This window comes from Rhizobium sp. BK399, assembly GCF_014194695.1.
Taxonomy (GTDB): domain Bacteria; phylum Pseudomonadota; class Alphaproteobacteria; order Rhizobiales; family Rhizobiaceae; genus Rhizobium.
Genome location: NZ_JACIAH010000026.1, coordinates 1 through 14,033 on the forward strand (window position 1 = coordinate 1; position 14,033 = coordinate 14,033).

The window sequence follows — 14,033 nt, forward strand, 5'->3', positions numbered from 1 at the left end:
GCGGCCGAGCGCAAGGCCTGGGCCAACATCCCGCCGAAGGCAACTCGCAAGGGCTCCTTCTCGTTCTCGCGCTGGGTTTACAGGCAACGGAACCTTGTCGAGCGTTTCTTCAACAAGATCAAACAGTTTCGAGGTATCGCTACTCGCTACGACAAGCGCCCGGAAAACTATCTCGCAGCTGTCAAACTCGTCGCGGCAAGGATCTGGTGTCAGAGTTTATGAGTCGACGGCCTAGCTCATGCCATCCTGGCGGATGGCCATCGAGAATTGTTATCCTGCACCTGCACGCCAAGCTGACCTCGGCGGATTTCACCATGGGCGATGAGCTGTCGCATAATCACGCTCGCCGAATTGATGGGTACGGCGAATCCAATCCCGATGTTGGCTCCCGACGGCCCGAGGATTGCCGTGTTAATCCCCACAACTCTTCCTTCCAGGTCGACAAGGGCGCCGCCTGAATTTCCTGGATTCAAGGATGCATCGGTCTGGATGAACCCCTCTTGCGAATCCAGCCCAAGTCCGGACCGGTCGAGTGCGCTGACGATGCCGAATGTTACCGACTTGCCAAGGCCGTACGGGGTTCCTATGGCAACCACATAGTCGCCGACTCTCAAGTCGCTGGAATTTCCGAACACGGCCTCACTCAATCCGTCGACGGGGATCTTGATCACTGCCAGATCCGTCTCAACGTCCACCCCGATCGCGGCCGCGTCAAATGTTTCGCCACTGGCAAGTGTCACCTTGATCGATGTGGCGCCTTCGATCACATGATTGTTCGTGAGGATATACCCGTTCGCAGCGTCAGCTATCACCCCGGTTCCAGCCAGTTCAGAAACCGGCCCGGCGGAGGTGTCGGAGGGACGCGACTTGTTCTGGACACCCGGTGTAAGGTAAAAAGTGTCACCTTGCTCGTCATTGGATTTTCCGCGCACGGATATGCTTACGATTGCCGGGATGACACGGCTAATCATTGGCGCGAGAGAAGGTGTTATTGCTTGCCCCGCTTCAGTGACCTCAAGCGGTCCGAACACAAGACCAATTATACCAACGGCAAATACCATGCTTCTCAGCATGGAAAGAGCGTAACTTCCGGCCATTCCTGAACTCCTGTGTCACAAGCATGTGCAGGGCCAGATTGGAAAGAAGGGCACACACGCGCATTGACTAATCGCAAACTAAGCGACCGATGTTCGAGAGGAATTCACGACGTGGCATGAGGGCTGGCGCGAGGAGAATGCTTCACCATCGAAGGGCAAACCAGAGTAGTGTGGCCAAAATTAAAAATTGCGGGAACGTAAAGCATAAGCGCGGGTTCCCCCACACATTGACCAAGCGCATCGGGCCATTCCGAACGCTATCGCTTCGTCCGATGGCAGGGACTGTGCCAAAAGCGTCGAAACGTCAGCTCCCTGTTGAGGCTAAAATTGTGTTCATTAGCGCTATATTGCTTTCTTATGCTTCCAGCGGTGATGATAGCAAAGCCAATGACCGGGATACTCTCGAACCCAGCTTTCCAACCTTCTCATTCGGGGCTGTCCGGTCTTGTGGATATCTACGCTTCCATTCTCGTTGATTGGGATTGTAATCTTGGGCTCTAGTTCGCGCCGATATTCGATTTCCCGGCGGCCGAAGCAGCGGGCAGAGTAGACTCACAAATTGCACTGCCGTACCAACTTGGCGAGCAACGGGATTGTCCGCACGTCTTGCCCATAAAACGTGGTCGAAAGGGCCTTGCGAAATTTCTGGCCAACCAGCAAGCCTACGCCGCCTCCACGCTCCAATGCCGCGCAAGTGCGAAAGATGATCCCACGGGCGACGGCACGAGGTTGCCCATCCTTTCGCTTGGAAATCAGGAGAGTTCTGAGGCGATGTGGGGATTGTTTGGGGGCGGCAGAGTGCCGTCAGGTTGAGACCGAATGCAGCGCCAACGACAGCCAGCAATTCGAAATTGCCTATATGAACGCTAAAGACGATGAAGGGCCGCCTCTTGTAAAAAAGCTCCATGAAGTCTTCAAATCCAGACCTCGATCCGTCCGGATTCAGGTCGGGCAGGATCGAAATCGAATAGCTGGTCCAGGAAGACATACTCGGCGGCAAGCCTGCCCAAATTTCCCCACCTGTCAAGAGCGATCTTCCGTCGCTCGTCTTCAGGCTTTTCAGGATAGGCGCGTGCCGGCGGCGAGGACAACGTGGGAGCGGAACGCCGGTTAGACCTTTGGGCGATCGTTAGAAATCTTGCAACGAGAACTGTTCGTTTATTGTGGTTTCAGACTTATGCGTCGAACTTGGCGCATAGTTGTCATCGAAACGGAGCTCGAAGACGTGACCTAGCCTCGATGTTGACTGGTGAAGATTGCCACGGTGCAATTCGACTATGCGTCTGACGATCCTCAGGCCGATACCGAGGCTGTCGGCGTACTCAGCTGGCTTGGCTTCGTTCTTTGCGGTGTTGGTACGCCTGTCCTCGATGCGAATAGTCTTGGCTGCCACGTATACGAGGATAGAGGTGCCGGCGGGCGTGTGACGCACAGCATTCTCCACGAGATTGCGTAGAGCATCGCGAATGAGCGCTGGCGCCCCTCTGATAAGAGCGATTTCGACTTGAGGATGGAATTCAAGTGAATGGCCGTGCTCGTACACCCATGGAGCAAGTTGTTCTACGACGGAGCACGACAGTGCTACTAGATCGACGTCCTCGAACATCCCATGGTCGAAGCTGTCGAGGCGCGCGAGCGCTGTTAGCGCTGCCACAAAGGCCACGAGATCATCAAGATCGGCTTCCGCCTTGCGGGCGCGAGGATGGTCGATGTTTCCCAGTTCGAGCTTGATTGCCGCAAGCGGCGTGCGGATTTCGTGTGCTATTCCCGACGTCAGGACCTTCTGCGACGCCATCAGTTCGCCGACCCGCTCGAAGGCACGATTGATGGCAATCGCGAGATGGGCAACCTCGCGCGGCATGCCGTCGAAATTCAGGTGCGAACGCGCGTCCATGGGATCGATATCATCGGCGGCGTTAGCTGCGGCACGTACGGGCTTCAATGCCTGCCTTACGGAGAGCAAAGTGGCGCCGAGAACCAGGACGAGCAAGATGCTCATCGGAACCAGCATATGTTCTATGACTTCCCTCCAAAAAACCGAAGAGACCACATCTTGAGGGTCTTCAATGGTTGCGACATCGACGATAAAACGTCGATCTCCGATCACGAAGGCCCTGCCGCCGACCAAGGTCAGCGGTTTGCCTGTCGTCAACGACCTCAGCCAGAAATCGGGTGGATTCACATCAGCGGGGAGGAAGTGACGTTCACAGGCATCGTCGCAGGACTGAAACACAAGCGTACCATTGCCGTCACGAATTCTGCCGACATAACCGGACGATCGGGTGCCATAACGTTGCTTGAGGCTTTCTGGGAGCTGATATCGGACATTTTCGCCTTCCAGGGCTATGCCAGAAGCGAGGCGCTCGGTTTCCTGCTCCACGAAAAGACGGGACAGCTCGCCGACATTCCAGTAGTAGTCCGAGAAAATCACCGCGAGTTGCACGACCATTGCGAGCACTGCAAAAAACGCTATTCGTCTGGTGAGAATCGCACCAAGAGTCGGATGCCAGCGGCTCACGCGTGTTCCTCCCGCATCAGGTCGCCGACGCCTCGCACAGTCTCGATCAAAGATCCGGTCGGATGCCCTTCCAGTTTCTTTCGTAGCCTTGAAATCGCCAACTCGACGGCATTGCTGCTTCTTTCGTCACCGAATTCTGAAAAGGCGTGTTCAATCTTACCCTTGGAGACCACCTTTCCGCCATTGCGCATCAGTAGTTCAAGGAGATCCTTTTCCGACGGAGCAAGCGCAATCTCGGCGCCAGCGCATGTTACGCGCCTCGAAGCAAGATCGAGTTTAAGGTCGGCAAATTCCAATGTGGGCATCGTGGTGTTCGGAGCCCGCCGCATGAGAGCACGGATGCGCGCGATCAGTTCGCCGTTATGAAAAGGCTTTGCAAGGTAATCATCTGCGCCAGCATCAAGGCCGGCGATTCGCTCATCGATTGCGCCGCGCGCAGTCAATATAAGGACAGGCATCTGAACTCTTGCGCTTCGCAGTGACTTGAGCACGTCTATCCCGTCCTCGTCGGGCAGGCCGAGATCAAGAAGAAGAAGATCGTAGTCAGCACCGTCAAGGGCCAGCCGGCCCTCTTGCGATGTTCCGAAGGCGTCGATTCTCCAACCAACCTTTCTGATAGCCTCACAAAGCAATTCTCGGAGCCGGGCGCTGTCTTCAATCAGCAGAATCCTCATGCCCTTTTCCGACCAGTAATCATTGACCAGACCAGATTTTCCCTATGCCTCAAGCTTTCGACCACGGCGGCTCCTGCATGGATGAAGGCCAAGACCATGATGCTGTTGGCTATCGCACCGTGCAACTCCTCCAGCCACTTTTCTCCCCAGAAAGCATCGATCGTTGTCATCCAACCTGTAAGGACCGTCGCCGCCAAAAGCGCCATTAGTGAAAGCATCATGACTGAAGCTAGGGGGCTGTGACCGATGTACCTTTTTTCATGCCCGTCGACGATGCCCAAGACCTGGTCCATCACCTTTGCGCGTGTCGGAAGAAAATCGCTGAATCTGGAATGTCTCGTGCCAATAAAGCCCCAAACAATGCGTACGGCAATCGCTGTGGCAACAACATACCCCGTCACGCGATGCCAGTACTTGCCTTCCTCGAGCACGAACAGGTTGAGCATACATGCGATAACCACCGTCCAGTGAAATGCCCGAACGATCGGATCCCACACCTTGATCGTGGTTTCACCTGCAGGTGGCGAGGGCGCATGGCCCTCCCTTTGCGAATTGACTATGGTCATCTCAGCCGCCTTTCTGGACAATCGCACCGGTAACTGGATTGAAATACACCTCGGCGCGACTGCCATTCTTGTCCCTGCCGTAGATCTCGTAGCAGTTGCCGGTGACCTCAAACGTCTTGACCTTGTAGCCCAGCACGTCGATCTTTGCCTTCATGGCCTCCTCAGACAACCACTTCGACTTTGGCTCGGCGGTGCAGCTCGGGCTTGCGAGCGCCATTGCTGGTGTTGCCGATACGATCGCGACTGCGGCGATTATGTTCAACTTCATGATCTGTCCTCTTTGAATGCCCGTCGTGGGCGACAAGGACATCGATAAGGCAGTGAAGCTGTCGGCTTCCTGTCTGAGTTCAAAATATTCTACAAAGTGGTTTTGCCCTCGCGCCGTTCAGTGCCATGCACTCAAGGTCTGAGCGAGGATCCTTGGAGGATATGAGCGAAATGACTGCTCTCCCAACGGTGTCGCTGCGGGCATGAAATCTGCAGAGAGTAGCCGATCTAAATTCTGGGCAAAGGGTCAACGATGCAGTCAGGCAGACGTTGCAGCGAGGCCAAGAGGTCGGAAAATCCCTGACCCAGCAAGACGTTCAGTTTATGAATGACTGCGCGCGAGCTCTGCGCTGCCCAGCTTTTTCACAAGGTCACGTCACGCCAGCCGCCAGCAGGAGATAGCCGAGATTCTGCCAGCAATCTTCTCGGCGTCGATCACTATGGCAACTGATGTACGAGAGCGTCGTGCGCTGCACATTGGAGATGCAAACCGATTACGCCATGTGCTGCAGCCGGCTTGGATCATGTCCGCTGGTAGCGAACTGGAGATCTACCAGCGCGCCGGTATGGCTTCATATCGATTCAGGCCAAAGGTATTGGGGGTCCCAGGGTCTAGCCAGCCAGTCCGCTTCTCAGTTGACCGAGATCGGCGCGTTTTGCCGGGATTGAACGGCTCGAAAAACGAACATTCCGAGGATCATGGCAGCTACGAAGAGGCCAGCCTCCCAACGGCCGGTGGCGAGTGAGGCAATTGCGGGGCCTGGACAAAGGCCTACCAGACCCCAACCTAGACCGAAGAAACCTGCACCGAAGAGAAGCTTTGCGTCGATCGTACGGCTGGCCGGAACATGAAATTTCTTGTCGAAAACCGGCCGCGACTGATTTCGCTTAATTACATATGCAATGGCTGATGGGATCAGCGCTCCACCAAGGACAAAGGCTAGCGACGGATCCCAAGACCCCGAAAAGTCGAGAAAGCCGAGCACGCGCGCCGGATTGACCATGTCAGAAAGGACTAGGCCGACGCCAAACAAAACACCGCACAGGATCGAAACGAGGGTTCGACTGCTCATCACATCTCTCCAATCAGGTGGCGGCTGACATAGACAGTAGCAGCAGCGGTCGCCATGAAGGTGATGGTCGCCACGATTGAGCGGGTGGAGAGCCTTGCAAGCCCGCAGACGCCGTGACCACTCGTGCATCCCGAACCGAGACGGGTACCAAAGCCGACCAGGAGGCCGCCAGCTATGAGAAGAATCGGTGACGAGGTGATGGTAAGTTCCGTGGGTCGCAGAAGAGCGAACGTGCTGGCCGCGCCGCCGATGATGCCCGCAAGAAACCCTATGCCCAGTGGGCTAAAGCCTACGCCGGTCCATCCGAGTGCAGAGGCGGCCAAACCGGAAATCCCCGCAACACGACCGTTGAGAAGCAGATAGAGCGCTGCAGAAAGGCCGATCAGCAGGCCGCCGGACAGCGGCCAGATATAGTTAAGTTGGGTCATGTCGCATTCACTGAGCTGTTTAAATCTGACAGGTTGGTGTCGAGGCACTTGCTAACTCGCATAGCGACCTTTCGTGCGCGCCCGGCATGACGTGAATATCGCTTCTACATTCGCTCCACTTGCGCGCGACGAACCAAAACCAGACGCATTTCAGTCGTGGCATGAGGCTCGCTGGGGCCACATCATGTGTGCGGGGTCACATTCCAGAAGAATGCAATGTGGCTAATATTGCATATTTACAGTAATAGTGCAAGTGTTGTATGTTTGGAGCTGACCGACCAGGGAGGCTCAAGTGAGCGCGGATAATGAGCTGTCGCCGGCTGTTTTGCGGATTAATGAGGTAGCGCCGGGTTTTGCGGCGCGATCTACGCTCGGTGAGGTCTCGCTTTCCAGATACCGGGGGCGCTGGTTACTGTTTTTCTCTCATCCGGCAGATTTTACCTCGGTATGCACGAGCGAATTCATCGCGTTTGCTCGTGCTCATGAGAGTTTTTCCAAGATCAATTGCGACCTGCTGGGTCTTTCGGTCGACAGTCTGTACTCTCATGTGGCCTGGCTGAGGGACATTGAGCGTAGCTTCGCGGTCAAAGTGCCATTCCCGTTAATCGAGGACGCCGGCATGGTTGTCGCGCGTGCCTATGGCATGTTGGACGGCTCTTCCGAAAACAGCGGGACGGTCCGAGCTACGTACGTTATCGATCCAAAAGGCGTCATTCGTGCCATCGTCTGGTATCCGATGAACGTCGGCCGGTCTGTTGGCGAGCTCCTCCGTCTTGTCGAGGCGCTGCAGGCGACGGAGAAGGAGGGTGCGCTTGCTCCGGAAGGTTGGATGCGTGGAACCGCGCTGCTTGAGCCCGTAGCGGCCAACATGGACGAGCTCGATGAGCCGCGCGAGGGCGAAGCCTGGTATTATCGGGAGCGTCGCGAATGATTGGTGGCATCCTTTCTTTCGAGGAAATGCAGGAAAAGGCGTCCGAAGCGGCCGAATTCATGCGCCTGTTCAGTACACCAAGCCGACTGATGCTGCTTTGCTATATCGCGCAAACCGAGCGGTCCGTCAGTGAAATCCAAAGTGTCCTCCGATTTAAGCAGCCGGCGCTCTCACAGCAGCTCGCGGAACTTCGGCAAGCACGGCTCGTCGAGACGCGCCGCCAGTCGCGCCAAGTCTACTATTCCATCGCAGACAGTCGTGTCTCGATGGTAATGGACTTGCTGATGCGGCTATTCTGCGAGGCGGGGGCGAAGACGCAGAGGGCAGCCATTTCTGCTAGGGCGCCTGCACAATCGCGTGGGGGTGGAGCAATTGCTTTTCCAGGAGAGATGGCATGGTGGGCCCGGCTTGAGCCTTGGGAATAACTTGGCCGACCTATAGAGAGTGTAACTGGCGCGCGCTAAGGGGGCTCGAACCGAGCGGCCTTGCACCTATTGTCGCTATTTAAGAGCGACGAAAGGTGTCATTGACGCACAATAGAACCGGCGTAATGTGGCCCGGCAGACCATTTCGGGCTCGTTCAACAGCAATGATGCAGGGCGGTGCTGACGATGACAGTTGGGTCTTCTCCAATCAAGACGGCAATTCTTGTCGTGGATGACGACCCGCGCATCCGACAGATGCTGCAGCGATACTTCGAGCACGAGGGATACAAGGTCACGTGTGCCGCGAGCGGTGAGGAAATGAGGTTGTCGCTTAAGGCCAAGGCCTTCGATATCATTCTCCTCGATCTGGTCCTTCCTGACCAGGATGGACTAGACCTGGCCCGAGAGATACGCCGCACCTCAAACATCCCAATCATGATCCTCACGGGGCGGGAGGATGTTGTCGATTGCGTTGTTGGCCTGGAGATCGGAGCAGACGATTATGTCGTCAAGCCGTTTCATTTGCGCGAAGTCCACGCAAGGCTAAAGTCGATTCTGCGTCGCTACCAAGCGGCTCCCGTTCCAGGCCCGAAGGAACATGATTTACTCGTCTTCGATGGATGGCAACTTGACAGGCAAAAGCGCAAACTTCTCAATCCCGAGAACCTCGAGATTGAGCTCTCCAGCGGAGAGTTCGACATGCTTGATGCGTTTATCCGCAATGCAGGTCGGGTTCTTAGTCGAGACGCCCTGATGGATCTTACCCGACACCGCGGACGCGACGCCTTTGATCGGTCCATTGATACGCAAATCTCCCGATTGCGGCGAAAGATCGAAATCGATCCAGCACGCCCGGAACTCATAAAGTCCATTCGATCCGTTGGGTACGTCTTTACCGCAAAGCCGGCGGGAGCGTTCATTGATGAACGCGATAGATGAGCCCATGATCCCAGCGACGAAAGAAATCAGGATCTTCTATTTCCTGCAGGGTCTCGGGGAGTTTGTTCCAGACTCGCATAAATCGACATGCCGCGGCTTGGGCTTCAAGCGAGGAAAAAAGTCGCTCGGCGATCTCATGATGATCACCGGCGCTTAGAGCTATGAAGATCGGCACATCCATCAATAGGCCAGCCTCCGGGTGCATTCGCAACCTGAAAACTGCCAAGCCTCTTACACGGCCTGCGATATCACGCGCACTTATGCACTGCCAGTTTCGCGTGTCGTGCAACAGAGCGGCCCAGTCCTTTTCGTCGAACGTGGGCACAACGCTGCAGATAAGGGAAAAGGCGGCAAGGTTGTCATCTCGCAGCAACTGGCCGACGATATAGTTATACGGCATGGCGTCCTCCCGACCAGCAACCGATCTGATCTTTCGCGCGATTAACCTCCGTCTTCATTGTCATAGATCAAGGAAACGAACCTGGTTTATGAAAGGCTGGCTCGAAGCCGAGCTTTCGGAAAGGACGAGCGGCATGCAAGCAGTCGAAGCCGCATCATCAGACCAGCAAACCTTCTTGAGAGTTCGAGCAAGACTCATCATCGAGCGGTATTGGTCCCTTACACTATTCTGCAGCGCACTCTGCCTTCTTATAAGCGGTCTTCTCCTTGCGCTGCTGAAAGTACGCCAAGCTGCGGACGTTCTTCTCGTGTTCAGTATCATTATCGTGCTGTGTTGCCTTTCAGTCGAAATGTTTGCCAAGCTTCGCCGCCGAGAAGTCGGACTAGATCTTATCGCAGCCCTTGCCATGGGAGCGGCACTTTGGTTCGGCCAATACCTAGCGGGTGCGATCGTCTCGGTTATGTACGCCGGCGGCCACTTTCTCGAGTCTTATGCCCACCGACGCGCCGAAAGCGGCATGACCGATCTTCTTTCCCGTGTGCCCCGCAGTGCGTTGCGCATCAACGATGACGAGTTCATCGAGGTATCGATTGGAGCGATCACACCCGGTGATCGCCTCCTCATTCGTCGCGGCGACGTCGTTCCTGTCGACGGAACAATCGAGGGACGCGCGGCGGTTATCGATCAGTCCGCATTGACCGGGGAGCCGCTGCCGGTTCGTTTATTGCATGGAGAGGCTGTACAGAGCGGAGCATCCAACGCCGGCGACACATTTGAGTTAATCGCCACAAAACTCGCCAGAGACAGTACCTACGCGCATGTCGTACGCTTGGTTGAACTGGCAAAGAAGTCCAGAGCGCCAATGTTCAGACTTGCGGACCAGATGGGTCTCTGGTTTCTCGGAGTTACGTTGCTTGTAGCCGCGGCGGCAGTTGCGGCTTCGGGAGAAAGTGTAAGGCTGCTAGCCGTTCTCGTCGTAGCTACACCGTGCCCGCTTATTCTGGCTGTTCCAGTGGCGTTGGTAGCGGGAATATCGAAGGCTGCCCGAAAAGGTATTCTGATCAAGGGCGCCGCAGTTCTTGAAGCCTTGTCGAAGATCGAGATCGTCATCTTTGACAAGACGGGTACGCTGACGATCGGCCAGCCGACTGTCGCAAACGTGCTTGGAAATGACAACCCTGACCGTCTCCTTCAACTGGCCGCATCAGCGGAACTTGCCTCGGCTCACCCACTGGGCCGTGCGATCGTGTCGGAGGCCCAATCCCGTCATCTGTCTCTCACCAAGCCGGAACAGGCGGCTGAGGTCGCGGGTGAGGGAGTGGAGGCGACTATCGGAGGACAGCGTGTGCTCGTCGGAGGGCCGGCGTTTGTGCGCTCAAGAGGCATCGAGCCGCAGTCCTTGGTTGCCGACGACACGGCAAGCGCGCTTGTGTGCGTCGACGCAGAAGTCCGGGGAGCAATTCGTTTCGAAGATAGTTTGCGGTCTGACGCCGCCAATGCAATCGAAGAGCTTCGCGAGTTGGGCATAAAGCGTATTTCGCTTGCGAGCGGCGACCGGCTCGAGGTTGCCAGAGCGATCGCGGACCGACTTGGAATGGATGCTGTTGAGGCCGATCTCAGCGCGGCGGACAAGGTTGAGGTCGTTAGCGGCGCGAAGGCGGATGGCAAGGTGATGATGGTGGGCGACGGTGTCAACGATGCTCCGGCACTTGCCGCGGCCGACGTCGGTCTTGCAATCGCGCGTGGGAACCTGGCCGCTGCAGCGGAAGCCGCAGACGTGGTGCTCCTGCGAAGCGGATTGAATGGTGTGGTAACGGCTTTAAAAGTTGCTCGGCATTCAAGATCAATCGCAGCCCAAAGCGTGGCAGCGGGTATCGGACTGTCTGCGATCGCAATGGTATTTGCCGCAGCAGGCTTTCTTCCGCCGGTTCAGGGGGCGCTAATTCAGGAGGCAATCGATGTCGCGGTTGTTTTGAATGCTCTTAGAGCCGTGAGGTAGGTCCTGAAGCCTCGTGCTCGTCGGTCTTTGACGATCGCCCAGGCGAGGGTCAGCGAATTCGTTCGCTATCCTGCGAACATGGACCCTGCTAGTAGAAGTCGCGTCCACCGAGCCCGGTGAACTCTACTAGCAGTCCGTTCGCATGTACTTGCTTCAAAAGGCGGCGCTGATTGAGAGCCGCATGGTTCTCGCAAAGCAGGGCTGAAGCGGGCAGCAGTGCTCCTTCCTGGTCCAGTCGAGTGCCCGTGGTGACATCTAGTGACGACAAGGTAGTCATTGCCCTCGCGTTCGAGGAAAATCCCATTCGCATCTTCTTTCGGGATCGGAGCGCAGTGACTGGAAGGCGAGGCCTTGGGTTTCTCTTCCATAGCGGCAGAGTGTACCGCGTGGACCATCCTGAACTTCTTCCGCAGTCTGGCGGCTCTTGCTGGATCACCTCACACACCTTAGGGCCCCATATGTTTAATCGAACCATCGCCTACGGCTTTAAAATAGGTTCGGCATGCGTGGCTATTGAAGAGGTTGCAGATGGACCCGAGGGCATTTGAGAGTCCGGGACGTCCAGTGGTTTCTGAACCAGAGCGTCGGCAACAGATGCAGCTCGCCTTAGTCCGGGGTGGCTTTCGCATATCCGATCACGACGTCATGGTACCGATCCTCGCGAAGACGCCGGTGTCGAGCAGCTCGAACTCGAGTTCTTCAGGGGAGCGGAGACGGTTATTTTCAATGAGCTCGGCGTAAGCGATGCCGTCGTCGCCTCAACGATATGCGCGCGATCGACATTGACCATGAGGAAAGAAGTTACATGCGTCAGCGTTCTCGCTGTAGTCCTCGCGCACGCTTCCCATTGCCTCCCGCTGAGGTATGGGCCCCATTGCTTCCACGAGACGTTCCTTCCGGGCCTCTTCAAGCCGAATAGGTTCGCTCGTCTGCATACTGAGAACCCTATGGACCAGCACCTTCGATCGAGGTGACGTTGTGGACTAGTGAGACAGCAGAGTTGGTATACGCAGGTCGTCGAGAAGGCCGCGCGTGACACCGCCAACAAGCGCTTCCCGGATTTTGGAGTGCCCGTAGGCGCCAGCAATAAGCAGGTCCGCGTGAACTTCCATGGCGGTATCCTGTATCATTGTGGTGGTGTCTTCGCCGTCGCTGTGTACTGCTGCCACGTTAACATCGATGCCCGAGTGCTCCAGCGCTTCGACGTATCTGTCGAGAAGATCGTCGCTCCAGATCGCAGCGTCGCGCACGCGTATGACCGTCGCTTTCGTCGCGGACTGAATCATGGGGTAAGAATGTGAGAGCGCCCGTGCCACCGTGGCGCTTCCGTCCCAGGCGATCGCGATGTTGTCGATCCGGCCATAGAAATCCTCAGACGGCAGAAGAAGCAGCGGGCGGCCACTGTCAAAAAAGCATCCTTCTATTATCGGACGAGCAAGCTCGGTATTTTCAACAATTGTCACATCGTACGCACGAGCAAGTTCGGCCAGCCTCATGGTCGCCGACATCGCTTCCGAGTCCATGGGGACGAGCCTAATATCGAGACAAACCCTTTCTGCCCGCTCGCGCAGATGCCGGACAAGTTGCGCCGCGACCTCCCGGTCGAAACGATCAGCCTGGAATTCGTCGTCTTCCGAATAGGTTTCGACCGCCTCCTGACCATGGCGCCGCGCGGCGGACAGGCTGGCGATCAGACCTGCACCCTGATGTAACGAGAACTGGATAGCGTTCTCGATTAGCGAAAACGAAGTCGCTTCCGGCTGTGTGATAAGTGGCAGATGAAACTGCGGCCTCATAAAGTCCTCCCGCTGGGATTAATTGCTTTCCAGGCCTAAATTTCGTAAACCGAGGCAAGATGGCTGCGTCAGCGTCATCGCGATAAAAAGAGCGGAACTTGGCTATCCTTCAGCATCGATCGGGTGACGCCGCCAAAGAGGCGTTGCTGAATCCGGGGATGGTTGAAGGCGCCCATGACGACCATGTCGGCAGCTACATCCACAGCGTGTTGGCGAAGGATTTCATCTACGCGGCGTCCGCCGCTCGAAAGGCGATCCACTTCCACTTTGACGCCGTGTCGAGTGAGAAACGTTGCGATGTCTGCTCCCGGCTCTTCACCGTTCTCCCAGCTACTAGCGATCGGATCCACTAGCGTCACGTGGACGCTATCGCAGCCTTTGAGAAACTCAAGTGACTGGCGGGTGGCCCGCGCGGCCTCGTCACTTGAATCCCAGGCAAGTAGAACCGATTTTGGAGCTGAGGCGATTGACTGCATGCGGGGGTTGACGAGGATTGGCGTTGGAGATTGAAACAACGCACCGTCTATGATCCGGCTCTGGAGTTCTTCGTTGCCCGCGGCTTGTGCGCCGACGAGAATCAGGTCCGCATAGAGAGCATGCTGGGCGATATCATCGTCGGCCCATGCGAATTCGGTATAGATTTCCTGCACGTCAAAGGATAGGCCTGACCTTTCGACGATTTTCCGCAACGATTTCGCTTCCTCGGTTAGCCTGTCTATTTCCTTCTGCTGGCCTTCTAACCAAGTTGTTGAAAGTGCTTCATAGGTTGCAATCGCTGGAACGCGACCCATGCAAACAACGAGAGCCGTCATATGGGCGCCCTGTGTCTCGCAGAATTCAATTGCTGACTTTATGTCCTGGTCCCAGCGGCCGACGTCGAATACGCACATGGTGGTTTTGATGTTCATCGCACTGCCCTC

Annotated in this window: 16 protein-coding genes and 1 pseudogene; 5 read left to right on the forward strand and 12 right to left on the reverse strand. The window is 56.3% G+C overall.

From position 1 onward, the window contains the following. The coding region (locus tag FHT97_RS28795; RefSeq protein WP_183859079.1) for a transposase at window positions 1-222 on the forward strand (222 nt) is incomplete at its 5' end. A gap of 14 nt (window positions 223-236) precedes the next feature. Here the strand turns inward: FHT97_RS28795 and FHT97_RS28800 are convergent. The 8 genes and pseudogenes from FHT97_RS28800 to FHT97_RS28830 form a co-directional block, all read right to left on the reverse strand. Next, window positions 237-1,097 carry a trypsin-like peptidase domain-containing protein gene (locus FHT97_RS28800; protein ID WP_183864964.1) on the reverse strand — a complete coding sequence of 287 codons (861 nt, stop codon included), beginning with the start codon at window positions 1,095-1,097 and terminating at the stop codon, window positions 237-239. Window positions 1,098-1,439: 342 nt separating this feature from the next. Continuing rightward, window positions 1,440-2,167, reverse strand: a pseudogene (locus tag FHT97_RS31250) (lipid A biosynthesis lauroyl acyltransferase); the annotation flags it as partial. Window positions 2,168-2,226: 59 nt separating this feature from the next. Then, a complete protein-coding gene (locus tag FHT97_RS28805) occupies window positions 2,227-3,615 on the reverse strand; it encodes a HAMP domain-containing sensor histidine kinase (RefSeq protein WP_348649656.1) in 1,389 nt (462 codons plus the stop codon). After that, window positions 3,612-4,289: a response regulator transcription factor gene (locus FHT97_RS28810; RefSeq protein WP_183864965.1), complete on the reverse strand. Its 678-nt coding sequence runs from the start codon at window positions 4,287-4,289 to the stop codon at window positions 3,612-3,614. The genes FHT97_RS28805 and FHT97_RS28810 overlap by 4 nt, the downstream gene beginning before the upstream one ends. After that, complete coding sequence (locus tag FHT97_RS28815) at window positions 4,286-4,855, reverse strand: cytochrome b/b6 domain-containing protein (protein WP_183864966.1); 570 nt, start codon at window positions 4,853-4,855, stop codon at window positions 4,286-4,288. Before FHT97_RS28815 ends, FHT97_RS28810 begins: the two co-directional genes overlap by 4 nt. A gap of 1 nt (window position 4,856) precedes the next feature. Next, the gene (locus FHT97_RS28820; protein WP_183864967.1) at window positions 4,857-5,123 is read right to left on the reverse strand and encodes a PepSY domain-containing protein; all 267 of its coding nucleotides are present in this window, start codon (window positions 5,121-5,123) and stop codon (window positions 4,857-4,859) included. 631 nt (window positions 5,124-5,754) lie between these two features. Then, window positions 5,755-6,195 carry a DUF6691 family protein gene (locus FHT97_RS28825; protein ID WP_183864968.1) on the reverse strand — a complete coding sequence of 147 codons (441 nt, stop codon included), beginning with the start codon at window positions 6,193-6,195 and terminating at the stop codon, window positions 5,755-5,757. Beyond that, a complete protein-coding gene (locus FHT97_RS28830; RefSeq protein WP_183864969.1) occupies window positions 6,195-6,623 on the reverse strand; it encodes a YeeE/YedE thiosulfate transporter family protein in 429 nt (142 codons plus the stop codon). The genes FHT97_RS28825 and FHT97_RS28830 overlap by 1 nt, the downstream gene beginning before the upstream one ends. Before the next feature lie 292 nt (window positions 6,624-6,915). Between FHT97_RS28830 and FHT97_RS28835 the strand changes: the two genes are divergently transcribed. From FHT97_RS28835 to FHT97_RS28845, 3 genes are all read left to right on the forward strand, one after another. After that, the gene (locus FHT97_RS28835) at window positions 6,916-7,554 is read left to right on the forward strand and encodes a peroxiredoxin (protein ID WP_183864970.1); all 639 of its coding nucleotides are present in this window, start codon (window positions 6,916-6,918) and stop codon (window positions 7,552-7,554) included. After that, window positions 7,551-7,979, forward strand: coding sequence for a metalloregulator ArsR/SmtB family transcription factor (locus tag FHT97_RS28840; RefSeq protein WP_183864971.1), 429 nt, complete (start codon window positions 7,551-7,553; stop codon window positions 7,977-7,979). The genes FHT97_RS28835 and FHT97_RS28840 overlap by 4 nt, the downstream gene beginning before the upstream one ends. Before the next feature lie 186 nt (window positions 7,980-8,165). Further along, the gene (locus tag FHT97_RS28845) at window positions 8,166-8,918 is read left to right on the forward strand and encodes a response regulator (protein WP_183864972.1); all 753 of its coding nucleotides are present in this window, start codon (window positions 8,166-8,168) and stop codon (window positions 8,916-8,918) included. On the opposite strand, the gene FHT97_RS30700 is transcribed toward FHT97_RS28845, so the two are convergent. Beyond that, window positions 8,896-9,318: a hypothetical protein gene (locus tag FHT97_RS30700; RefSeq protein WP_210296809.1), complete on the reverse strand. Its 423-nt coding sequence runs from the start codon at window positions 9,316-9,318 to the stop codon at window positions 8,896-8,898. The two genes, FHT97_RS28845 and FHT97_RS30700, sit on opposite strands and share 23 nt — an antisense overlap. A 307-nt stretch (window positions 9,319-9,625) precedes the next feature. On the opposite strand from FHT97_RS30700, the gene FHT97_RS28855 reads away from it, so the two are divergent. Further along, a complete protein-coding gene (locus tag FHT97_RS28855; protein WP_348649657.1) occupies window positions 9,626-11,317 on the forward strand; it encodes a heavy metal translocating P-type ATPase in 1,692 nt (563 codons plus the stop codon). Between the two features lie 88 nt (window positions 11,318-11,405). On the opposite strand, the gene FHT97_RS28860 is transcribed toward FHT97_RS28855, so the two are convergent. The 3 genes from FHT97_RS28860 to FHT97_RS28870 form a co-directional block, all read right to left on the reverse strand. Continuing rightward, window positions 11,406-11,594 carry a hypothetical protein gene (locus tag FHT97_RS28860; protein WP_183864975.1) on the reverse strand — a complete coding sequence of 63 codons (189 nt, stop codon included), beginning with the start codon at window positions 11,592-11,594 and terminating at the stop codon, window positions 11,406-11,408. 706 nt (window positions 11,595-12,300) lie between these two features. Next, window positions 12,301-13,113, reverse strand: coding sequence for a universal stress protein (locus FHT97_RS28865; RefSeq protein ID WP_183864976.1), 813 nt, complete (start codon window positions 13,111-13,113; stop codon window positions 12,301-12,303). Window positions 13,114-13,187: 74 nt separating this feature from the next. Beyond that, window positions 13,188-14,021: a universal stress protein gene (locus FHT97_RS28870; RefSeq protein ID WP_183864977.1), complete on the reverse strand. Its 834-nt coding sequence runs from the start codon at window positions 14,019-14,021 to the stop codon at window positions 13,188-13,190. Window positions 14,022-14,033 lie beyond the last annotated feature (12 nt).